Below are 21,316 nucleotides of genomic sequence, written 5' to 3'. Positions count from 1 at the left end.
GCCCCCCGGGCTCAGTTGGTCTCGCCAGCGCAGTCGCGGGGCGTGATGCCCTTTTCCTTGGCGTACTGGGCGGCCGACGCCTCGATGAGCGGGCGCACCATGGACTGGTCGGACTTGATCCAGTCCGAGATCATCACCCACTTGCTGCCATCCCACTGCTGGAAGCGGATGGCGCCGTCGCCCTCGTGGTCGGCGCAGGTCACCTTGATCTCCGGCATAAGGCCTTCGAGGCCGAGCTGCTTGATGCGGTCCTTCGTCATCACCAGGTGCTCGAGGCCCCAGCGCACCTCGTCGCCGGTGAGCGGGCGGTTGCCGAACTTGGCCATGGCGGTGCGCATGGCCTCCGTCACCGTCACGCCGTGCAGCACGCCGCGCACGTAATAGACGGAGCCGATGCGGTTCTCCTCCACATTGCCCTGGCCCTTGGCGTAGACGTATTTCTTGATGTCCGTGAACACCGGGTAGTCGGGGCCGGTGGCGTGGAACTGGGCGGTGATGAAGCCCTTGGCGGCGTCGCCCGCCGGCGTCACGTCTTCTTCCGAACCGGACCACCACCAGCCGATGATGCGATCGCGGGCGATGCCGGCGCGGGCGGCTTCCTTGATGCCGGTGGGGGTGGCCGCGCCCCAGCCGCGGAACAGCACCCAGTCCGGCCGATACTGGCGCACCTGCAGCCACACCGCGCGCTGGTCGAGGCCGGGCGGGGCGATGGGGAAGGTGGTCACCTCGAAGCCGAAGCGCTTGGCCTGGGCGTCGAGGATGGCCTGGGTCTCGCGGCCGGCGGCGAAGTCCATCACCACGTTGGCGATCTTCTTGCCCTTCAGCTTTTCCAGTCCGCCCTCACGCTCTGCAATATAGCGGATGGTGGCGGTGTTCTCGCTCCAGTAGTTGGAGATGAGCGGGAAGAAATAGGGGAAGATCCGGCCGTCGGAGGAATCGGTGCGGCCGTAGCCGATGGTGACGGAGGGAATCTTGTCCGCCGTCATGCGGTCGATGAGGGCGTAGACGCCGCCCGTGCCGGAGGGCGTGAAGGCGGCGGCGCCGGTGGGCCCCTTCGCCTTCTGCCGCTCGTAGCATTCGATCATGCGGTCGGGCTGGTAGCCGGTCTCGCACTCCTCATAGACGAGCTTCACGCCGTTCACGCCGCCGTCGCGGGCGTTCACCAGCGCCAGATAGTCCGCATAGGCGCCGTAGATGCCGGAGCCGCCCGGCGCATAGGGGCCGGTGCGGTAGATGGCGATGGGCACGAACTGCTCCATCGGTGCGCCCGTCGCTGCGGGCGTCGCCGTCTGCGCAGCCGCCGGGCCGGCGAGGCCAAGCGTCGAGACGAGGGCAAGCAGACAGGCCGGCGCGACGGATTTCCAGCGCCGCGGGGTGAGGCATTGAGGCATGGCGTCATCCTCCAGGCCGGAATTCTGGTCCGGCATCTTTATCGGATGATCGGACCATAAATCGAAAATCGCGGCGCCGTCAATCTCGGAGCGAGAGAGATGAAATCCATAATCAACATACTGATTTTGATATCGAATGTCGAGATTCCCGCCGCCTGAAGCGTGTCGTTGACGCAAAATTTCCGCTTGACCATACGATTTCAGTCGGACAATTTTAGTCCGACAAAAACGAGGCGTCACGCTCCATGGTCGAGGTTGTTCACGTGCTCGAAGGCGGGGGCACCGCAGAGGGGAACGTCGGTGCGTCCGTGCTGGAGCCGGCTGTGCCGGCCGGTGTCGCCCTGCGCGGCGCGGCCGAGAGCCGGGCGCTCGACTGGCCGGCGATCGGTCGTCATCTGGCGGTCCATGGCATCGGCCTCGATCCCGCCTTCGTGCCCCGCCAGTTCATGGGCGGCCTCGCCAACCTGAACTTTCTCGTGCGCGTGTCGGACGGATGGGCGGTCCTTCGGCGCCCGCCGGATGGGCCCCTGCCGCCCGGCGCGCACGACATGGCGCGCGAGCACCGCATCCTGTCGAACCTCTGGCGGGAGCTGCCGCTCGCCCCGCGCAGCCTGCATCTGTGCGCCGACCCGAACGTTGCGGGCGCGCCGTTCCAGCTCATGGAATTCCGGCCCGGCGCCGCCCTGCGGGGCGACAGCCTCGCCCCTTTCCCGGCAACGGTGGAGACCGGCGCCGCGCTCTCGCGCATGCTGGTCGAAACCCTTGCCGCCATCCATCGGGTGGACCCCGCCCGCGTGGGGCTCGGCGACCTCGGCCGGCCCGGGGGCTTTTTCGCCCGCACCGCCGCGGGATGGATCGGCCGGGCCGAGCGGGTGGCGCAGGGCGCCCTCTCGCCCGCCGCCCGCGCCGTGGCCGGCTGGCTCGCCGCCGCGGACGTCGAGGATGCGCAGGCGCCGACCCTGCTCCACAACGACTTCAAGCTCGACAACGTGCTGCTCGATCCCGCCACCCGCGCGCCCGTGGCGGTGGTGGACTGGGACATGGGCACCCGAGGCGACCCGCTGTTCGATCTCGCCACCTTGCTCAGCTACTGGACCGAGCCGTCCGATCCCGACTGCATGCACGAGCTGGCGCAGATGCCCACGGCCCGCCCCGGCTTCCTGACGCGGGCCGAAGCGGCGGACGCCTATGCCCGCGCCACCGGGCGCGATCTCTCCCGGCTCAAGCCCTACCGCGTGCTCACCATGCTGAAGCTCGGCGTGGTGTTCCACCAGCTCCACGCCCGGCACCGCGCCGGCGAGACATCGGACCCGCGCTATGCCGGGTTCGGGGCGCTCGCGGAGGCGCTTTTCGACTTCACCCTCGACATCGTCAACGACAAGACATTCTGAAGGCGAGGCCCATGGATTTCGCTCTCCCCCCGGATCTCGCGGCGCTGGAGGCCCGCACGGCGGCCTTCGTGCGCGAGGAGGTGCTGCCCTTCGAGGCTGACCCGCGCCGCACCGCCCACGGCCCCACCGACGATCTGCGCCGCGATCTGGTGGCCAAGGCCCGCGCCGCCAGGCTGCTCAGCCCCCATGTGCCGAAGGCATGGGGCGGCCTCGGCCTCTCCCACCTCGGCAAGGCCGTGGTGTTCGAGGCGGCGGGCTATTCCATGCTCGGCCCCATCGCGCTCGCCATCGCCGCGCCGGACGAGGGCAACATGCATCTCCTCGCCGAGGTGGCGAGCGAAGCCCAGAAGGCCCGCTACCTCGCGCCCATGGCGGCGGGCGAGACGCGCTCCTGCTTCCTGATGACCGAGCCCCACCCCGGCGCCGGCGCCGACCCCTCGCTGCTCAAGACCACCGCGGTGAAGGACGGCGACCACTTCGTCATCAACGGCCTCAAATGGCTCATCACCGGGGCCGAGGGCGCAGCCTTCGCCATCATCATGGCACGGACCCTCGTGGACGGGCGGGACGTGGGCGCCACCATGTTCCTCGCCGATCTGCCGACGGAGGGCGTGCGCATCCTGCGGGCGCTCGACACCCTCGACAGCTCCTTCACCGGCGGCCACGCGGAAGTGGCGCTGGAGAATTTGCGCATTCCCGCATCCGACGTGCTTGGCGCCGTGGGCGAGGGCTTCCGCCATGCCCAGGCGCGGCTCGTGCCGGCGCGGCTCACCCACTGCATGCGCTGGCTCGGCGCCGCGCGGCGCGCCCACGACATCGCTACGGGCTATGCGGCCCGGCGCGAGGCGTTCGGCGGCACGCTCCTGTCCCATGAGGGGGTCGGCTTCATGCTGGCCGACAACGAGATCGACCTGCACACCACCCGCCTCGCCATCCGCCACGCCGCCTGGCTGCTGGACCAGGGCGAGAAGGCGAATGTGGAAAGCTCCATGGTGAAGGTGTTCGCCTCGGAAGCCATCTTCCGCGTCGTGGACCGCTCGCTCCAGGTGCTCGGCGGCCTCGGCATGACGCGCGACACGGAGGTGGAGCGCATCTTCCGCGACGTGCGCGGCTTCCGCATCTATGACGGCCCGTCCGAGGTGCACCGCTGGAACATCGCGCGCCGCCTCGCCCGTGGCGCGGCCGTGAAGGCCCTGCCGGAAGGGAGGGCCGCGTGATGGGCCTCGCCCTTTCCTTGCCCGATCCCATGCCCACGCCCACGACCATGCCCGGCCTTGCCGGCAAGGTCGTCATCGTCACCGGCGGCGGGCGCGGGCTCGGCCGGGCCGTGGCGGACGGATTCGCGGCGGCGGGCGCCCATGTGGTGCTCACCGGCCGCACCGCCGCGACCGTGGCCGAGGCCGCCGCCGCCATCGCCGCCCGGGGTGGAAGGGCGGAGGGCGTCCCCGCCGACGTCTCCAGCGAGGCGGATGTGGAGGCGCTGGCCCGCACCGTGGTGGAGCGCCACGGCCGCATCGACGTGCTGGTGAACAATGCCGGCATCAACCCCTGGTACAAGACCGCCGAGGACACCAGCCTCGCCGAATGGCGCGAGGTGGTGGACACCAACCTCACCGGCGTGTTCCTCGCCGCCCGCGCCGCCGGCCGGGTGATGCTGGCCCAGGGCGAAGGCGCCATCGTCAACATCACCTCCGTGGCCGGAAGGGTGGGGCTGGCGCGTACCACGGCCTATTGCGCCGCCAAGGGCGGGGTGGAGCTGATGACGCGCCAGCTCGCCCTCGAATGGGCGAAGAAGGGCGTGCGGGTGAATGCCGTCGGCCCCGGCTATTTCGAAACCGAGCTGACCGAGGGCATGCGCCAGAACCCCAAGCTCGCCGAGCGTGTCACCGGCCGCACGCCCATGGGCCGCTTCGGCCATCCGCAGGAGCTGGTCGGCGCCTGCCTGTTCCTCGCCTCGCCCGCGGCCTCCTACATCACCGGCGCCTCGCTGGCGGTGGATGGCGGCTGGACCGCCGCCTGATCCGAAAGACCACAGATGAACGCCCTCACCCCCACGACGACGCCTCTCGCCCTCGCCGGCCTCAAGGTGCTCGACCTCACCCGCCTGCTGCCGGGCGCCTTCTGCTCGCTGATGCTGGCCGACCTCGGCGCCGAGGTGCTGAAGATCGAGCAGCCGGAGGGCGGCGACTACAACCGCACCTTCCCGCCGCTGAACCGGGCGGAGTCCGGCTCCTTCCTGCTGCTCAACCGCAACAAGAAGAGCCTCACGCTGAACCTCAAGTCGGAAGACGGCCGCGCCATTCTCCTCAAGCTGGTGAGGGATGCGGACGTGCTGCTGGAAGGCTTCCGCCCCGGCGTCATGGACCGCCTCGGCCTCGGCTACGACGCCCTCGCCGAGATCAACCCGCGCCTCGTCTATTGCGCCATCTCCGGCTACGGGCAGGACGGGCCGAGCCGGCTCAAGCCGGGACACGACCTCAACTACCTCGCCGAGGCGGGGGCGCTGCAGCTGTTCGGCAAGGCGGGGGAAGGCCCCATCGTGCCGGGCCTCTCCATCGCCGACGTGGGCGGCGGCTCGCTCATGGCCTCGACGGGCATCCTCGCCGCGCTGCTGGCGCGGGCGACCACCGGGCGCGGGCAGTTCGTCGACGTGTCCATGCACGACGGCGCCATGTCGTGGCTGTCCCTGCACGGCGCCGATCATCTCTTCGCCGGCATCGAGCCGAAGGGCGGCGAACGGCCCTTCATCGGGCAGGCGCCCTGCTACAACGTCTATGCCTGCGCCGACGGGAAATACGTCGCGCTCGGCCTCATCGAGCCGCATTTCTGGCACCGCTTCTGCGACGCCGTGGGCCTTCCCGCGCTGAAGGACGAGCAGTGGCCGGCGGGCGAGCGGGAAGCGGCGCAGAAGGCCACCCTCGCCGCCCTGTTCGCCCGCAAGACGCGCGACGCATGGGTGGCGGAGCTTGAAGCCGCCGACATCCCCTTCGGCCCGGTCTTCTCCATGGAGGAGGCGTTCGCCGATCCCCACGCCCGCCACCGGCAGATGCTGATGTCGATGGAGCATCCGGTGGAGGGCACCATTCCCCAGCTCGGCTTTCCGGTGAAATATTCCGGCACGCCCTGCGTGCTGCGCGCGCCGCCGCCGCTGCTCGGCGAGCACAATGGCGAGGTGCTCGCAGGCCTCGGCTATTCGGACGACGAGATCGCCGCGCTCAAGGCCAGCCGGGCCATCTGAGGCAATACGCGCAAGAGAGCACCAAGAGAGCACAATGCTCCGGGAGGAAACCATGGCCACCAGCCACATGGCGCCGACCAGAATGGCGCCCAACATGACCGACTATGCCGAAACCGTCCGCACCTTCCGCTGGCAGGTGCCGGAGACGTTCAATTTCGGCGCCGACGTGGTGGATCATTTCGCCCGCACGGCCGACGGGCCGGCCCTCATCTGGGCCAATGCGGCGGGGGAGGAGCGGCGCTTCTCCTTCTCGGACATGGCGCGCCTCACCAGCCGTTTCGCCTCGGCGCTGGCGGCGCGCGGCATCCGCAAGCGCGACCGCGTGCTGGTGATGCTGCCGCGCATCCCCGAATGGCAGATCGCCATGGTGGGCTGCCTGAAGCTCGGGGCGGTGCCGATCCCGTCCATCGAGATGCTCACCGCCAAGGACATCGAGTATCGGGTGCGCCATGCCGGCGTGCGGGCCGTGGTGGCCCGGGCCGAGCATGCTGCAAAGTTCGCGAACGTGATGGGGGAGGTGCCGGTGCGCCTCGCCCTTGCCGGTCCCCGCGGCGGCGCGCCCGGCTTCGAGCCGCTGGAGGAGGCGCTGGCCTCTGGCGACGAGGCCTTCGCGCCGGTGACCGTCAAGGCCGACGACCCCGCCGTCCTCTATTACACCTCCGGCTCCACCGGCCAGCCGAAGGGCGTGCTGCACGCCGCGCGCGGGCTCTATGCCTGGCGCGGCTCGGCCCTCGCCTGGCTCGACCTACGGCCAGGCGACACCATCTGGTGCACGGCCGACACCGGCTGGAGCAAGGCCGGCACCTCCATCCTGTTCGGGCCGTGGAGCTGCGGCGCGGCGAGCTTCTTCTACGACGGCCCGTTCGACCCCAAGGAGCGCCTGCGGCTGCTGGAGCGCCATGGCGTGACCGTCTATTGCGCGCCGGGCACCGAGCTGTTCCGCGTGGTGGATGCCGGCGTCGCCGAGCACGACCTCTCGCGCCTGCGCCACACCGTCTCCTCGGGCGAGACGCTGAACCCCGCGGTGGCGGCGCGCTGGCAGGCGGCGACGGGCATCCCCATCCTGGAAGCCTACGGCCAGACCGAGACGCTGATGACGCTGCTCAACTATCCCTGCCTTGCCCCGCGCGAGGGCTCTATGGGCAAGCCGCTGCCGGGCCTCGACCTCGCCATCATCGACGGCGCGGGCAACCGCCTGCCGCCGGGGGCCGAGGGCGACATCGCCCTCCTCACGCCGAACCCGCAGATGATGCTCGGCTATCTCGACGAGCCCGAGCGCACCGCCGCCGCGTATGTGGAGGGGCCGGAGGGGCGCTGGTTCGTCACCGGCGACCTCGGCATGGTGGATGCGGACGGCTATTTCTATCACCGCGGTCGCAATGACGACGTCATCAATTCCGCCGGGTACCGCATCGGCCCCTCGGAGGTGGAGAACGCTTTGCTCGATCATCCGGCGGTGCAGGAATGCGCGGCGGTGGCGGCGCCCCATCCCGAGCGTGGCGAGATCGTGAAGGCCTTCGTGGTGCTGCGCCCCGGCTTCACCGGCGACGAGGCGCTGGCCGCCGCCTTGCAGGATCACGTGAAGCGTGTCACCGCTCCCTACAAATATCCCCGCGCCATCGCGTTTCTCGGCGAGCTGCCGAAGACCATGACCGGGAAGGTGCAACGCAAGGTGCTGCGGGACCTGGAGAAGGCCCGCGCCGCCGAGAGGATGGTTTCCGATGACGCTCGCGCTTGATCCGGTGCAGGTGGAGCCCGCCTTCCGTCTCGTCGCCCGCACCATCGAGGACAAGATCCTGGCGGGCGAGATCGCGCCGGGGGATCTTTTGCCCTCCGAGGCCGGGCTCGCCGAGAAGCTGGGCGTGAACCGTTCCACCATCCGCGAGGCCATCCGCGTGCTGGAGCAGAACGGCTTCGTGCGGCGCGAGGCGGGCAAGAAGAAGCTTTATGCCTCCATTCCCCAGTCCGGCGACATCTCGCGGCGGCTCACCGCGGCCATGGTGCTCCACCAGGTGACGTTCGAGGAATTGTGGGAGGCCATGTTCGCCATCGAGCCGGCGGCAGCCGCCTCCGCCGCCCAGCGCAGCGATGAGGCCGACCTCGCGGCGCTGGAGCGCAATCTCGAGGAGACGCGCAAGGCGCTGAAGGATTCCACCAGCCTCACCGCGCTCGACATCGAGTTCCATGAGCTGGTCGCGCGGGCCACCCGCAACCGCGCCATCCAGATGGCCCGTCTGCCGCTCTCCGAGCTGTTCTACCCGCCGTTCCTGAAGGTGATGTCGCGCCTCAATGCCGGCGAGCGCCTGCTGGTTGCCCATGAGGCCATCTTCGCCGCCGTCCGCGACCACGACGAGAAGCGCGCGCGGGACTGGATGGAAAAGCACATCCTCGATTTCAAGCGCGGCTACGAGCTGGCCAATCTCGACATGGCGACCCCCGTGGACATGCCCGGAAAATGAGTGCGCCCGCTTCCTCCCCCGCCGCTGTCCCGTCCGGTGCCCTCTCGGCCGAAGAGGCCATCCGCTCCCGCCGCTCCATCCGCGCCTTCCTGCCGGAACCGGTCGGCGACGAGACGGTCGCGGCCATCCTGGAGCTGGCGGCCCGCGCGCCCTCCGGCACCAACATCCAGCCATGGCAGGTGCTGGTGCTGCGGGGCGAACCGCTCGCGGCGCTGGCGCGGGAGCTTCATGCCCTCTCCCTCGCCGGCGATCCAGGGACGGAGGAATTTGCCTATTATCCCCGCCAGTGGCGCGAGCCCTATCTTTCCCGCCGCCGCAAGGTGGGGTGGGACCTCTATGGCGCGCTCGGCATCGCCAAGGGGGACGGCGAGCGGATGCGCCGGCAACTCGCGCGCAACTTCCTCTTCTTCGACGCGCCGGTGGGGCTGATCTTCACCATCGACCGCGACCTGGAGCGGGGCTCCTGGCTCGACTACGGCATGTTCCTTGAGAACATCATGATCGCCGCGCGGGCATTCGGCCTCCATACCTGCCCGCAGGCCGCCTTCAACGCCTATGGCGCCGTCATCGCGCAGCGCCTCGCCATTCCCCCGACGCAGATGATCGTCTGCGGCATGGCGCTCGGCCATGCCGATCCCGCGGCGCCGGAGAACACCTTCACCACGGTGCGTGAGCCACTGGAGCGCTTCGTTCGCTTCGTCGACGCGATCGCCTGAGCCGCAGGCGACATTTCATTCCCGATCGTTTCGCCCGTCCCGCCCCTGCGGGGCGATCGCCGACCCATGCCCGATGAATGAGGTCATCATGGATCTGAAGGACAAGGTTGCCATCGTCACCGGCGCCGCCTCCGGCCTTGGCAACGCGACCGCGCGCCGCCTTGCCGGCCTCGGCGCCCGCCTCGCGTTGGTGGACTTGCAGGAGGCGGGCATGTCGGCCCTCGCGCAAGAGACGGGGGCGCTCGCACTCGCCTGCGATGTCGCCGACGGCGCGGCGTCCGAAGCCGCCTTCGCGCGCATCCTCGCCGAACGCGGCCGCCCGCACCTGCTGGTGAATTGCGCGGGCATCGCACCCGGCGCGCGGATCGTGGAGAAGGAGGGGCCGGGCTCGCTGGCGGAGTTCGAGCGCATCGTCCGGGTCAACCTCACGGGCACCTACAATTGGCTCCGCCTCGCCGCCGCCGCCATGGCGGGAAACGAGCCCGACGCGGAGGGCCAGCGCGGCGTCATCATCAACACCGCATCGGTGGCGGCCTATGAAGGCCAGATCGGCCAGACGGCCTACGCGGCGGCGAAGGGCGGCGTGGCGTCCCTGACCCTGCCGGCGGCCCGCGAGCTGGCGCGCCACGGCATCCGCGTCGCCGCCATCGCGCCCGGCCTGTTCGGCACGCCCATGGTGGAGGCGATGACGCAGGAGGTGCAGGATCGCGTCTTCGACGTCATCCCGTTCCCGAAGCGCGCCGGCCGGCCCGACGAGTTCGCCCGGATGGTCCTCGGCATCGTCGACAACCCGATGGTGAACGGTGCGGTGTTCCGGCTCGACGCCGGATTGAGGATGCAGGCCCGATGAGGCCATCGACGCGGCCGCCCCATGCCGGACGGATTAGCTGAACTCATTCATCCGCGTGAATAAATAGCTTGTGAAGACATGCGGCCCGATGGGAACTGGAAGGCAATCAAACTGGGAAAAATTCCAGGCGATCACTTCCAGAACGAGGGTCCAAGATGGATCACCTAAGGTCGTTTGCTTCGGTGCTGGCCGCTTTGGCCTTGTTGATGCCCGCAACGCACGCATCTGCACAGAATTCGGGCGCCAGCGCCTACTCCGACGGAATTATCAAGCTCGGTGTTCTCACCGACATGTCGGGCCCCTATGCCGATTACGCGGGACCCGGTTCCTACGCCGCGGTCAAGATGGCGGTGGAGGACTTCGGCGGCAAGGTGGGGGAGACGCCCGTCGAGGTGGTGGTCGCCGACCACCAGAACAAGAGCGACATCGGGGTCTCCGTCGCCCGCTCCTGGTACGACGTGGACAAGGTGGACGCCATATTCGACATCTCCAATTCCGCCGTGGCGCTCGCGGTCATGGGCGTGACGCGGGAGAAGGACAAGGTGGTGGTCCTCGGCGGCGTCAGCTCCCCGAAGGTGACGACGGATTCCTGCACCGCCAACAGCGTCCAGTACATCTACGACGCGAACATGCTGTCGAACGTGGTGGGCAAGGCCATCGTGCGCGACGGCGGCAACACCTGGTTCTTCCTGACGGTCGATTTCGCCTTCGGGCATGGGCTGGAGAAGACCACCGCCGACGTGGTGAAGGCCAGCGGCGGCAAGGTTCTGGGCAGCGTGCGCTTCCCCCTGAACACCGCGGATTTCTCCTCCTTCCTGCTCCAGGCCCAGGCATCGAAGGCCAAGGTCATCGCCCTCGCCAGCGCCGGCGCGGACACCACCAACGCCATCAAGGGGGCGACCGAGTTCGGCATCTCCGCCGATGGCAGCCAGCGGGTGGCGACGCTGCTGACCTTCATCACGGACGTCCATTCCATGGGCCTTCAGCAGGCGCAGAACCTGCTGCTGGCCACCGCCTTCTACTGGGACCGGGACGAGGCGACCCGGCAGTTCGCCAAGCGCTTCTTCCAGCGCACCGGGAAGATGCCCACCATGGTGCAGGCGGGCATGTATTCGGCGGCGACGCACTACCTCAAGAGCGTTGCCAAGGCCGGTACCGACAGCGGCGCCAAGGTCGTCGCCCAGATGAAGGCCGGGCCCATCGATGACTTCTTCTCGCGGGGCGGCCGGATCCGGCCCGATGGCCTGCACGAGCACGAAATGCAGCTCATGCGAGTGAAGACCCCGACAGAATCCAAGGCGCCGTGGGACTATTACACGCTGCTGGCGACGGTTGCCGCGGCCGATGCGGTCTCGCCCATGACGCCCGGCGCCTGCGCCATCGCCCAGTAGGCCGGTGCGCGGCGGTCACGCAGCGATCGCCGCGCCCGCATTCCCCGTGAGGTGAACATGCGTGTCGTCTCCCTGTTCCGGTATCCGTTCAAGGGCCTGTCCGCCGAGCCCATGGCGGAGGTCGCGCTCGAGGCGGGGTTCGGCTTTCCCCGCGATCGCGCCTATGCCGTCACCGACGGGTCGCTCGCGTTCGATCCCGCCGCGCCGCGGCCTGCCCCGAAGACCCAGTTCCTCATGCTCGCCCGGTATGAGAGCCTGGCGCGCCTGAAGTGCCGATACCTGGAGCAGCCGGACCGGCTGGAAATCCGCGACGGGGACGAGGCGCAGACCTTCCCGCTCGATGACGCTGAGGGCCGCGCCGCCCTCGCGCGCTTCCTCGCCGCCGTCGTCCAGGCGCCGCTGCCGGGGAGCCCGGAGGTCGTCCATGCCGCGGGGCATCAGTTCACCGACGTCAGCGTCCATTCGGTCGCGCTCATGCGCTCGATTTCACTCATCAATCTCGACACGGTTGACGACCTCTCCACGCACTTGTCCATGGCGCTCGATCCCATCCGCTTCCGCGCCAACCTGTATTTCTCCGGCTCGCTCCCCTGGTCGGAGCTGGAATGGGTGGGGCGGCGGATGGCCATCGGTGAGGTGGTGCTGAAGGTGGTCCGGCGCACCCGGCGCTGCGCCGCCACCAGCGTCGATCCGGGGCGGGCCATCCGCGACGTGAACCTGCCCATCGCCATCCGCGACTACCAGGGCCACGGCGACCTCGGCTTCTATGCGGAGGTCGAGGCCGGTGGGCGGATCATGCCCGGCGCGCAGCTCCGCTTCATCGACTAGAGCGGCGGCCCCAGGTCCTGGAACCCGCCGTCAGCACTGGCCGACGAGCCAGCTGGAGAACAGCTTCACCTCGCTGGCGAGGGCCTTCTCCTTCGGGCACAGGAGATAATAGCCGCCGGCGCTCTGCACCCGCAGGGGGAAGGGCTGCACCAGCTGGTCGCTCCATTCGAGATTGTCGATCTCGATCGTCGGCACGCAGGCGATGCCCTCGCCGTCCCGCGCAGCCATGACCGCCATGAAGGAGTGGCCCACATCGATCCGCCCCGCCCCCTCGGTGGGCGGTGCGCCGGCGGCATGCAGCCAGGCGGGCCAGCAGTCCGGCCGCTTGAGGTTGTGGATCAGGCGGAAGCGCGCCAGATCCTCCACCGAGGCGACCGGGCCGTGCCGCTCGAACAGCCGGCGGCTCATCACCGGGGTGATGCGGTCTTCCCACAGGGGCGTGACCGCCACGTCGTCCCAGCTCTCCGTCATCCGGAAGGATATCTGCGGCGCGGCGGGGTCGTGGATCGCGCCCGGCAGCTTGCCGACCCGCAGCGCGACGTCCACCCCCTCTCGCTTGAAGCTGACGGGCTCCAGCGAGGAGGAGACCTGCAGGCGGATCTCGGGATAGGTCATCATGAAGGTCGTCAGCCGCTGCATCAGCCACAGCACGCCGATGGTCGGCAGGACGCTCACCGACAGCGCGCGCGCCTCCTGCAGGCTCTGGACGGTGGCGCGCTCGATCTCGTCGAGGGCGGAGGTGGCGGCCTCGAGATAGCTCTGGCCAAAGGGGGTCAGCTCCACCTGCCGGGTCAGTCGCCGGAACAGGGGGGCATGGAGGAACTCTTCCAGAAGCTTGATCTGCCGGCTGACCGCGCCCTGGGTCACGTTCAGCTCGTCGGCGGCGTTGGAAAAGCTCAGATGGCGCCCGGCGGCCTCGAATGCGCGCAGGGCGAGGAGCGGCGGCAGGCGGCGCTTCATCGTTTCCCTCCGGACAGGGTGCGCGGGCTCGATGCCGGTGCCGGGCGCAGGTTGGGGCGGGCGGATGCCTGCATCGGGGGAGCTTAGCCTTTCGCGGGGTCCGGGCTCAACGCAGGTCGCGCGCTGCATGCTCGTCCTGCGCCGGAGTGCTGGCGAGGGATGCAGGCCCCACGCAGGCGGTGAACGATCGCGCGATTAGATGTTGCGGCGGCCCATCCACGATGAACACCAGGAAAGAGGATGTCCCGGCCGCCTCCCCGGCGGGCCGGTGCTCCGGGAAATAGGCGATGTGCCGCACGCAGTTGAGGAGCACCGGCGCATCTGCGCCCTCCAAGTGGAGGAAGCCCTTGATGCGCGGGATCCTCTCCCCGTGCCGGTGCAGCAGCAGCGACAGCCACAGGGCGAGCCGCGTCCAGTCCAGGCGCCCGGACATGCTCAGGCAGAAGGTGTCGGGGGCCGGAGGCCGGCAGGCAAAGCGCCCGGTGGCCGCCAGGAACGCGCTGTGCGCCAGCCGGTCGGCGCGCAGGTGCCGGGCCTCCGCCACGAGGCCGTCGAATGCGGTCTCCGCCGCGCTCAGGCACGGCGCCAGGGGCTGCAGCGCGGCCGCCCGCGCCGCGGCCGCGGCGGTCTCCTGCGGCGTCGCCAGGTCCACCTTGGTGAGCAGCACGATGTCCGCCCCCGCGATCTGGCGCCGATGCTCCACGGTGCCGACGCTCTGCGCGTCGTGCAGGCAATCCACCAGGGTCACCACCAGGGCGATCCGCAACTGGCCGTCGAGGAAGGGGTCGGAGACGATGGTGGCGATCACCGCCAGCGGATCGGCGAGGCCGCTCAGCTCCAGCACCACCCGGTCGAAGTCGCCGCGCGCGCGGTGGAGCGCGAGCACCCGGTGCAGCTCCTCCTTCACCCCGCGGTCCATGCGGCAGCACAGACACCCGTTTGCGAGCAGGGCGACGGCGGTGGAATCGCTGCGCAGGAGCCGGTCGTCCACGCCGAAGGCCGCCGCCTCGTTCACCAGCAGCAGGGCGCCGGCGAGGGCGCCGCTCTCCTGGGCGCGGCGCAGATAGGTGGTTTTGCCACTGCCGAGGCTGCCGGTGACGATGTGGAGCGGGATGCGCCGATCGCCGGCGGCCGGGGTCATCGCCGTGCGGCTCCGAGCGCTTCCACGCCGGCGATGAACGCCTCGTCGAGCGGATCCATCTCCCGTCCCGACAGGCGCCTGACCCCCTCCCATACCTGCGGGAGGCTCTCGACGATCAGGGTGCCGCCGGAGCGGTCTTCCAGGATCCACGCCGACAGCATCCAGTCCCGCACCCCGATGCCCGCGAGCGCGCAGAAGGCGGCGAGGGCGCGTGCCTGGGCCATGCGCGCGGCCGCCGGGGCCGCGGCCGGCACACCGGCCGGCAGCCGTCCGGCGTCGGACCAGTGCGCCATTCCGGCCCACAGGCCACACATCCCGCACATGGCCTCAGCCCGCGAACGGATGGGCGCGGTCGAACGCGACGGCGATCTCCTCCAGCGTCCTGAACGTAACCCCCGGCCGGCTGGCCATGTGCTCGATCAGCCGGGAGAGCATGCGCAGCACCTGCGGCCGGCCGGCCACATCGGGATGCAGGCAGAAGCTGACCACCGCCTCGTCCAGCTCCTCATAGATCCAGTCGAACTGCTCGCGCCACAGCTCCTCGATGTCCCTGGGATTCATGAAGCCGTGGCTGTTCGGCGACTTCTTGATGAACATCATGGGCGGCAGGTCGTCGAGGTACCAGCTCACGGGGATTTCGATCAGCCGGGTCTCCCGCCCCCGGACGAGCGGCTTCATCCAGCTGGCCGCCGGCTGGCCGTAGTCGATCGCCGTCCAGCTGTCGCCCGTCCGCAGCCGGTAGCACGAGACGTCCCGGTGCATCATGGAATGGTCGTAGAGCACGCCCCGATCCATCAGCAGCTTGGGCGTGTTGGGGCTCAGCTCCCACCACGGCGCCGCGTAGCCCACGGGGCGGCGGCCGGCGAGGGCGGTCAGCAGCTCGATGCAGCGGTCGAGCACGTCGGCCTCCTGCGCGGGCGACATGGCGAGCGGATTTTCATGGGTGTAGCCATGGAGCCCGACCTCGTGGCCCCGCGCCACCACCTGCGCCATCTCGTCCGGAAACGTCTCGACGGAGTGGCCGGGAATGAACCAGGTGGTCTTGAGCCCGTAGCGGTCGAACAGATCCAGCAGCCTCAGGCTGCCGACCTCGCCGGCGAACAGGCCGCGGGAGATGTCGTGGGGCGAATCCGCGCCTCCGAAGGTGCCGATCCAGCCGGCGACCGCATCGACGTCGACGCCGAATGCGCAGGTGATGTTCTTGGCCATGCCAGTCCGTCCAGGGTTTCAGAGATCGAGAACGAGGGGGGCGCCGGGCGCGGCCCGGGCGGTGCATATGGCGACGTAGCGGTCGCGCTCGGGTTCGCCGAGGCAGGTGTCGCGATGGACCGGCGTCCCGGCCAGCCAGCGGGTGGCGCAGGTGCCGCAATAGCCTTCGCGGCAGGAATGGTCGACATCGAGCCCGGCGGCGATCAGGCGGTCGAGAATGCTCTCGCCGGGCCCGATCTCGAGCGTGAGGCCGCTCGCCTTGCAGTCCACGGTGAACGCCCCGTCGTCGGGGCCGTCGGTCGCCCGCGGGTCGGCGCCGAAGGCCTCGAAATGGAGAGACAGCCCCTCGCACGACCGCCCGGCGTCGCGCACCGCCGCCATCAGGCCGGAAGGGCCGCAGCAATAGACATGGGTGCCTGGGGGCTGGGCATGCAGCAGGGCCGGGATGTCGAGCCGGCGCGCGGGATCGCCGCCGTCGAGCACGAACTGGACCCGGCCGTGTCGGCGGGGGCCGAGCAGATCCTCGTAATAGACGAGGCTTTCCTCGCTCCGGCTGCAGACCACGAGGTGATAGGGGCGGCCGTCGCGCTCGCAGGTCTGCGCCATGCAGAACAGGGGGGTGATGCCGATGCCGCCGGCCACGAGAAGCGTCCGTGGCGCGGGCCGGAGCGGAAAATGGTTGCGGGGCGCGCTCACCTCCAGCGTTTCGCCCACCCGCAGATGCTGGTGGATCCAGCGCGAGCCGCCGCGCCCCGCGTCCTCCCGCTGGACGGCCACGACATAGGGCTCTCCCGCCTGGAACGGGCGCACGAGAGAGTATTGACGGGCGCCGATGCCCGGCAGGTGAATGTCGATATGGGCTCCCGCCTCATAGGCTGGAAGCTGAGCGCCGTCGGATGCTTCGAGAACCAGTTCGCGCGCCGTTGAATTCAAGTTCCGGCTGGTTGTGACGTGAACTATTATTCTGCGGCTGTCCGCATCTTTCATCTGGACGCACCCTTTCAGTCTTGACTGTCAGGGTTGCAGTGATGCCGGATCGCGGCAAACGATTTGTCCTGCCGCATGGATCAGTTTTGCTCATGGGCCGGAGGGTCGCGTCCCGGCGTGTCGCCCGCCGGGGCCGGCTGGCCGCTCAGCCCCGGGTTATCGTCACCGGGCAACCCTTATCGGGCCACGAGCCCCATCGGGACATCGCGCGAGGTCATGGCGCCGAGGACGAAGGCGAGGTTGGCCGCCGCGGCCAGCGAGGCGGCGTGGGCATCCGAACGGGCCTGGCGGGCCACCAGCAGCCCGCTGTCCGCGGCCGTGGCCACCGATATGTTGCCGACGCCGGCCTTGTAGGCGGAGAGCGCCGCGTCGTAGGTGACGGCCGCCGCGTCCGCGAGGGCGGTCGCCGCCCGGTAGGAAGCGAGCGCCGAGCGCAGCGTGTTGGCGCTGGCAACGATCTCGCGGGCGGCGGTGTCCCGCACCTTGTCGAACGTCGCCTCGGTCGCCGCGGCGAGGGACTGCGCATTCTGCACCTGCGCCGCCCTGAGGCCGCCGTCGAAGATGGGTACGGTGGCGCCCATCATCACGCCGGAGGCGGAGGAGATCTGTCCGATGTTCGGCAGCCCGGACGCCGACAGGCTGGTATTGCCGGTGGCGGCCACGGCGCTGAGATAGACCTTCGGCATGAATTCCGCCTGCGCCGCGGCGATGCCCGACTGACTCGCCTTCATCGCCGAGAAGGAGGCGAGCACGTCCGGCCGGCGGGCGAGGGCGGCCTCGATCATCTTTTCCGTGGGCGTTCCGATGCTCTCCGGCAGGCTGCGCCCGGCCGCCGGCCGCACCCGGATCTGCGTGACCGGGCTCACCCCCACGGCCCCGAGGAGGATCTGGTAGGCGTCCCGCTCACTCCCCTCGGCCTGCACCAGGGCGAAGCGCGACTGCGCCAATTGCTGGCGCGCCTGGGCCACCTCCACGGTGTTGCCGATGCCGTTCTTCAGCCGTGCCTCCGCCGCATCGAGGATGTCGCGGCTGTTGGCGAGGGTCTGGCTGGCCGCGTCCACCCGGCTGCGCGCGGCGCCGTAGAGGAAATAGCTGCGCGTGACATCGTAGATGATCTTCTGGTGGACCCCATTGAACAGCACGTTGGCGGCGTTGGACGTCTCCTTCGCCGTCTGGTGCAGGGCACTGCGCTGGCCGAAGTCGAACACCAGCCACTGCAGCGCCACCTGCGGCGACAGGCCGGTCACCGTGCTCTGCACCTGGTTGACGCCGCCGATGGTGAGGGGCAGCGGGTTGGCGAACGTCTGGTAGCCGCCGATCACATTGGCGGTGATGAGGGGCACGTAGGTCGCCTCCACCATGCCGGCCGCCAGCGCCGCCTGCCGGGCCTGCTGCCAGGCGAGGCGGGTGGCCGGGTTCTGGCTCTGGGCGAGGTCGATCAGCTCGGCGAGGCCGTAGGTCCGGCTCGGGGAGATGTCCGGCGTCGGCTTCATCAGCGCGGCGGCGGGCTCGGGGGGCACGGCGAAATTCGGCGCCGGCGGGGAGGCCGGAGCGCCTGCCGATGCGGCCCCGGCGGCGGGCCCTGCCTCCGCCGTCGGCGCCGGCGGTTGCGCATCGGCCTGCTGCTTGGGCGTCCAGGGCTGCGAGGGGTCGGCCGGCGCGCTGTCGAGCGCGTTGAGGGCGCAGGCCGGCAGCAGCATGCAGGCCAGCAGGAGGAGGGTGCGGCGGATGAAGCTCGCAAAGGGGGTCGGCCGCGGGCGCGGAGGGGGGCGCATCATGTCCTCACCCCGCCGCCAGCCGCTCGATGCGACGGACCTGCGCCGCGAACCCGCCGCGGTCGCCCTCGCCGTCGCCCGTGTCGGGGAGGCTGCCGCCGCCCCGCGCCACGTCTTCCGCGGCGCGGGCGAAGAGCGCCTTGGTTTCCGCCGAGGGCGCGCCGGCGAAGAGGAGAACCGGCAGGGCCGCGCGCACTTCCGCGATCAAGGCGTCGAGGCGCGCGATGCGGGACGGGGCCGGGCGCTGCGAGGCCGGCTCGAACGGCAGCAGCAGCAGGTGCTGCCGGGCCTTCTCCACCTCGGTTTCCACCAGCGATGCGTCGTCGACCGCCTCTGCGCGCGCGGCAGGCTCCCGTTCCGCCAGCCGTGCCAGCGCGGACAGCGCTCGCGACAGGCGGGCCTGGACGTCGAGGACGGCGCTCTTCGGCCAGATGCCGGTAAAGATGAGGTAGACCACGAGGTTGCCGAGCAGGATGCCGACGATGCGATCCCGCCCCGCCGCCATGTCGAGGCTCGGTGCGAACCCATTCAGAATGGTGAGGAGGAAGGCGAGCCCCACCTGCACCCCGGCGTAGGAGATGCGCTCGCTGCCGGCCGAGATCCAGGCCGCGGGGAGGATGCCGAGGAAGACCAGCGCCATCAGCCCGCCCACCGATTCCAGATGGGGAATGACGAACAGGATGGACAGGAAGCCCAGCCCGGCTCCGAGCAGGCATCCGGCGATGCGGAGCGCCAGCTTGTGGACGGTCTCCGCCGTCGTCCCCAGCGTCGCGACGTAGCAGGTGATCATGGCGGTGTGGATGCCCGTCCAGCCGATCAGCGAATAGGTCACGTAGCACAGAACCGCCGCGGCCGTGGTCTTCAGGGCATAGCGCTGGTAGTCCGGATTCGTGAAGGCGTCGGCGGCGAGGAAGGGGGGCTTCGGGGCCACCGCGTCGGTGCCGCCGTCGTCCCGGGCGAGGCCGGCGAGGGCTGCCGTGACGGCGGCTTCTTGGGCAGTGAGCGCCGCCGTGACGGCGGCTTGGGCAGCGGAATCCTGCGGGCTTCCTGGCCCGGCCCCAGGCATGGCTTGGGGCAGCGGCGCCGGCGGCCGCTGGCCGGCAGCCACGCGCCCGGCGGCCATGCGGCAGTGCTCCGCGAGCGCGGCGCGGGTCTCCGCCGTCATCCCGGAGGGGAGGGCGGCGACGGCGAGCAGCAATTGGTAGCTGGTGCGCGCGGCGCCGGACAGCCACGTCACCTCGGCGGATGGAGCGGTGTGGAACAGGCGGGCGAGCGTCACCTTCTGTCCGTCGGCGTCGATGCCTTCGGCGAGGGGCGCGGCGAGCCGTTCCGGCGCGGTGTCCGGCGGCAGCGACAGGGCCTCCGCGACCGCCGCGAGGCGTTCCGCCACCGTCCTGCGCAGCAGGCGATGGGGAGAGGTGCCGAACACGAGGTTGAAGACGATCATCAGCACCATCGGCATGGCAGCCATCTGCCACGCATAGAGCAGTCCCCGCGTGGCGATCTCCCCCGCCGGGAGTTGGTCCACCAGGGTCAGCACGAAGACGATCACGAGGGCGATGATGGAGCCGGTCTCGCCGAGCTGCGAGGCCGCGCCGAGGAACACGAAGACGAAGGAGAGGAGCGCCAGGATGGCGATGCGCAGCAGCGGTTCATCCGCCGTCGCCGCGATCAGCGGCGCCATGGAGAGCACGACGATGCCGGCGAGAATGATGAGGCCGATGCCCTGGCCGACGCACTCCGCTCCGTCCGGCCGGGCGAGAAAGATGACGAGGTAGCAGCCGATGGCCGCTTCCGGCACCCTGTAGACCATCGCCACCGCAGCCACGAGCGCGCACAAGAGCGCCACGCGCCATGTCAGCCCGGCCCGGTCCGGGAAGGGCAAGAGGTCGCGCCACGCCTGGCGCGCCATGGCCGGCCACGGCCGGTCAGCAGCGGCTGCCATGATGCACCGTCGCTGTGGCGGAGGCGCCGATGCGCATGAGGCTCTCAGGTGGATCGAGGAGACGGATGCGCACCGGGAAGCGCTGGGCGACGCGCACCCAGTCCAGCGACTTGGGCACGATGGGCATCGTCCGCGGCAGCTTGATGAGTTCTTCCGACGCCACGCCCCAGCCGATCCCCTCGACCCGGCCGCGGATGGGCCGGGCGCGGTCCGCCAGGGCATAGACGGTGGCGCAATCGCCGGCGGCGATTCGGGGCAGCTCCGTCTCGAGGAACGCGGCGGAGACGTACCAAGCGCCGGTGTTGATGAGGGTGAAGACCGACTGGCCGGAGATGATGAACTCGCCCGGCGATACGGCGAGGCCCACCACCTTGCCATCGAACGGCGCGCGGACCTCGGTATCGGCGAGCGCCCGCTGCGCCAGCCCCAGCGCCGCCCGTCGCGCGTCCACCAAAGCGGCTGCGGCTGCGGCGTCGCTGACCAGGGCGTCGGCGGCGGCCTGCTGGTGCAGGGCCTGCTTGAGCGAGATTTCGGCATCGCGCCTGGCGGTGGCGGCGTCGTCCACCTGCTGGGCGCTCACATAGCCCTTGGGCCGCAGCGCTTCGAGGCGGCCGAGAGTCTGGCTGGCCAGTTCGAGGTTGGAACGGGCGCGCGCCACCTGCTCCTGCGCGATCACGGCGTTGGAGCGTGCGGCCGAGACGGCCCGCTCCCGGTCCGCCAGGGCCGCCTCGGCGATCCTGAGGTCAGCGGCGGCCTGCTCGGCCTGCAGCCTGTAGGAGGTGGCATCGAGCGCGAACAGCAGCGCATCCTTGCGCACGCTGCCGTTGTCCTTCGCCTCGATCACCGAGATGCGCCCGGGGACGGCGGCCGAGACGTTCACCGTGTCGGCGGTGACGATCGCATCCTGGGACAGGGGATTGGTTTCGGCAGTGTGGATATAGCGCCAGCCGAAGACCACCGCTGCCGCCACCGCCACGAGGCTGACGACGACACCGGCCGTGCGCCGGGGGAGGGCCTTGTCCGCGTTTTCCACGA

The 21,316-nt window shown here is 70.1% G+C and carries 19 protein-coding genes; 10 read left to right on the top strand and 9 right to left on the bottom strand.

Annotation, left to right across the window (positions count from 1 at the left end; all coding sequences use genetic code 11):
• Positions 1-11: 11 nt before the first annotated feature.
• Complete coding sequence (locus ACT535_RS16340) at positions 12-1,391, bottom strand: ABC transporter substrate-binding protein (RefSeq protein WP_168459524.1); 1,380 nt, start codon at positions 1,389-1,391, stop codon at positions 12-14.
• 245 nt (positions 1,392-1,636) lie between these two features.
• Here ACT535_RS16340 and ACT535_RS16335 point away from each other — a divergent pair, with 245 nt between their 5' ends.
• The 10 genes from ACT535_RS16335 (at position 1,637) to ACT535_RS16290 (ending at position 12,264) form a co-directional block, all read left to right on the top strand.
• A complete protein-coding gene (locus ACT535_RS16335; protein ID WP_476365224.1) occupies positions 1,637-2,782 on the top strand; it encodes a phosphotransferase family protein in 1,146 nt (381 codons plus the stop codon).
• An 11-nt stretch (positions 2,783-2,793) separates the two neighbouring features.
• Positions 2,794-3,999 carry an acyl-CoA dehydrogenase family protein gene (locus tag ACT535_RS16330; RefSeq protein ID WP_476365223.1) on the top strand — a complete coding sequence of 402 codons (1,206 nt, stop codon included), beginning with the start codon at positions 2,794-2,796 and terminating at the stop codon, positions 3,997-3,999.
• Complete coding sequence (locus tag ACT535_RS16325; protein ID WP_476365222.1) at positions 3,999-4,802, top strand: SDR family NAD(P)-dependent oxidoreductase; 804 nt, start codon at positions 3,999-4,001, stop codon at positions 4,800-4,802. Before ACT535_RS16330 ends, ACT535_RS16325 begins: the two co-directional genes overlap by 1 nt.
• A 15-nt stretch (positions 4,803-4,817) precedes the next feature.
• Complete coding sequence (locus ACT535_RS16320) at positions 4,818-6,020, top strand: CaiB/BaiF CoA transferase family protein (RefSeq protein WP_476365221.1); 1,203 nt, start codon at positions 4,818-4,820, stop codon at positions 6,018-6,020.
• 52 nt (positions 6,021-6,072) lie between these two features.
• On the top strand, positions 6,073-7,758 hold the full coding sequence (locus ACT535_RS16315; RefSeq protein ID WP_476365220.1) for an acetate--CoA ligase: 1,686 nt from the start codon (positions 6,073-6,075) through the stop codon (positions 7,756-7,758).
• Positions 7,742-8,479, top strand: coding sequence for an FCD domain-containing protein (locus ACT535_RS16310; protein ID WP_168459528.1), 738 nt, complete (start codon positions 7,742-7,744; stop codon positions 8,477-8,479). Before ACT535_RS16315 ends, ACT535_RS16310 begins: the two co-directional genes overlap by 17 nt.
• A complete protein-coding gene (locus tag ACT535_RS16305; protein WP_476365219.1) occupies positions 8,476-9,195 on the top strand; it encodes a nitroreductase in 720 nt (239 codons plus the stop codon). Before ACT535_RS16310 ends, ACT535_RS16305 begins: the two co-directional genes overlap by 4 nt.
• Positions 9,196-9,283: 88 nt before the next feature.
• Positions 9,284-10,045 carry an SDR family NAD(P)-dependent oxidoreductase gene (locus ACT535_RS16300; RefSeq protein ID WP_476365218.1) on the top strand — a complete coding sequence of 254 codons (762 nt, stop codon included), beginning with the start codon at positions 9,284-9,286 and terminating at the stop codon, positions 10,043-10,045.
• A 155-nt stretch (positions 10,046-10,200) separates the two neighbouring features.
• The gene (locus tag ACT535_RS16295; RefSeq protein WP_476365217.1) at positions 10,201-11,436 is read left to right on the top strand and encodes an ABC transporter substrate-binding protein; all 1,236 of its coding nucleotides are present in this window, start codon (positions 10,201-10,203) and stop codon (positions 11,434-11,436) included.
• Positions 11,437-11,493: 57 nt separating this feature from the next.
• A complete protein-coding gene (locus ACT535_RS16290) occupies positions 11,494-12,264 on the top strand; it encodes an MOSC domain-containing protein (RefSeq protein WP_476365216.1) in 771 nt (256 codons plus the stop codon).
• Positions 12,265-12,294: 30 nt separating this feature from the next.
• On the opposite strand, the gene ACT535_RS16285 is transcribed toward ACT535_RS16290, so the two are convergent.
• The 8 genes from ACT535_RS16285 to mdtN all read right to left on the bottom strand — a co-directional run bounded on the left by ACT535_RS16285 (position 12,295) and on the right by mdtN (position 21,314).
• The gene (locus ACT535_RS16285) at positions 12,295-13,224 is read right to left on the bottom strand and encodes a LysR substrate-binding domain-containing protein (RefSeq protein WP_476365215.1); all 930 of its coding nucleotides are present in this window, start codon (positions 13,222-13,224) and stop codon (positions 12,295-12,297) included.
• 106 nt (positions 13,225-13,330) lie between these two features.
• On the bottom strand, positions 13,331-14,365 hold the full coding sequence (locus ACT535_RS16280) for a CobW family GTP-binding protein (RefSeq protein WP_476365214.1): 1,035 nt from the start codon (positions 14,363-14,365) through the stop codon (positions 13,331-13,333).
• Positions 14,362-14,658 (bottom strand): hypothetical protein, encoded by a 297-nt coding sequence (locus tag ACT535_RS16275; RefSeq protein WP_476365213.1) that lies wholly within the window; start codon positions 14,656-14,658, stop codon positions 14,362-14,364. The genes ACT535_RS16280 and ACT535_RS16275 overlap by 4 nt, the downstream gene beginning before the upstream one ends.
• A 34-nt stretch (positions 14,659-14,692) precedes the next feature.
• Positions 14,693-15,574: a polysaccharide deacetylase family protein gene (locus ACT535_RS16270; RefSeq protein WP_168459535.1), complete on the bottom strand. Its 882-nt coding sequence runs from the start codon at positions 15,572-15,574 to the stop codon at positions 14,693-14,695.
• Positions 15,575-15,592: 18 nt separating this feature from the next.
• Complete coding sequence (locus tag ACT535_RS16265; RefSeq protein WP_476365212.1) at positions 15,593-16,507, bottom strand: PDR/VanB family oxidoreductase; 915 nt, start codon at positions 16,505-16,507, stop codon at positions 15,593-15,595.
• Positions 16,508-16,737: 230 nt separating this feature from the next.
• Positions 16,738-18,339, bottom strand: coding sequence for a TolC family protein (locus tag ACT535_RS16260; protein ID WP_476365211.1), 1,602 nt, complete (start codon positions 18,337-18,339; stop codon positions 16,738-16,740).
• Between the two features lie 4 nt (positions 18,340-18,343).
• Complete coding sequence (locus ACT535_RS16255) at positions 18,344-20,281, bottom strand: FUSC family protein (RefSeq protein WP_476365210.1); 1,938 nt, start codon at positions 20,279-20,281, stop codon at positions 18,344-18,346.
• A complete protein-coding gene (gene mdtN / locus ACT535_RS16250; RefSeq protein WP_168459538.1) occupies positions 20,265-21,314 on the bottom strand; it encodes a multidrug transporter subunit MdtN in 1,050 nt (349 codons plus the stop codon). Before mdtN ends, ACT535_RS16255 begins: the two co-directional genes overlap by 17 nt.
• Positions 21,315-21,316: the final 2 nt, after the last annotated feature.

The sequence above is a fragment of the Xanthobacter sp. DMC12 genome (genome assembly GCF_056314105.1).
This window is presented reverse-complemented; position numbering and strand designations above follow the sequence as displayed.

Coding starts and splice junctions, on each gene's coding strand:
- ACT535_RS16340 (WP_168459524.1), bottom strand. CDS start 1,391: ATGCCTCAATGCCTCACCCCGCGGCGCTGGAAATCCGTCGCGCCGGCC.
- ACT535_RS16335 (WP_476365224.1), top strand. CDS start 1,637: ATGGTCGAGGTTGTTCACGTGCTCGAAGGCGGGGGCACCGCAGAGGGG.
- ACT535_RS16330 (WP_476365223.1), top strand. CDS start 2,794: ATGGATTTCGCTCTCCCCCCGGATCTCGCGGCGCTGGAGGCCCGCACG.
- ACT535_RS16325 (WP_476365222.1), top strand. CDS start 3,999: ATGGGCCTCGCCCTTTCCTTGCCCGATCCCATGCCCACGCCCACGACC.
- ACT535_RS16320 (WP_476365221.1), top strand. CDS start 4,818: ATGAACGCCCTCACCCCCACGACGACGCCTCTCGCCCTCGCCGGCCTC.
- ACT535_RS16315 (WP_476365220.1), top strand. CDS start 6,073: ATGGCCACCAGCCACATGGCGCCGACCAGAATGGCGCCCAACATGACC.
- ACT535_RS16310 (WP_168459528.1), top strand. CDS start 7,742: ATGACGCTCGCGCTTGATCCGGTGCAGGTGGAGCCCGCCTTCCGTCTC.
- ACT535_RS16305 (WP_476365219.1), top strand. CDS start 8,476: ATGAGTGCGCCCGCTTCCTCCCCCGCCGCTGTCCCGTCCGGTGCCCTC.
- ACT535_RS16300 (WP_476365218.1), top strand. CDS start 9,284: ATGGATCTGAAGGACAAGGTTGCCATCGTCACCGGCGCCGCCTCCGGC.
- ACT535_RS16295 (WP_476365217.1), top strand. CDS start 10,201: ATGGATCACCTAAGGTCGTTTGCTTCGGTGCTGGCCGCTTTGGCCTTG.
- ACT535_RS16290 (WP_476365216.1), top strand. CDS start 11,494: ATGCGTGTCGTCTCCCTGTTCCGGTATCCGTTCAAGGGCCTGTCCGCC.
- ACT535_RS16285 (WP_476365215.1), bottom strand. CDS start 13,224: ATGAAGCGCCGCCTGCCGCCGCTCCTCGCCCTGCGCGCATTCGAGGCC.
- ACT535_RS16280 (WP_476365214.1), bottom strand. CDS start 14,365: ATGACCCCGGCCGCCGGCGATCGGCGCATCCCGCTCCACATCGTCACC.
- ACT535_RS16275 (WP_476365213.1), bottom strand. CDS start 14,658: ATGGCGCACTGGTCCGACGCCGGACGGCTGCCGGCCGGTGTGCCGGCC.
- ACT535_RS16270 (WP_168459535.1), bottom strand. CDS start 15,574: ATGGCCAAGAACATCACCTGCGCATTCGGCGTCGACGTCGATGCGGTC.
- ACT535_RS16260 (WP_476365211.1), bottom strand. CDS start 18,339: ATGATGCGCCCCCCTCCGCGCCCGCGGCCGACCCCCTTTGCGAGCTTC.
- ACT535_RS16255 (WP_476365210.1), bottom strand. CDS start 20,281: ATGGCAGCCGCTGCTGACCGGCCGTGGCCGGCCATGGCGCGCCAGGCG.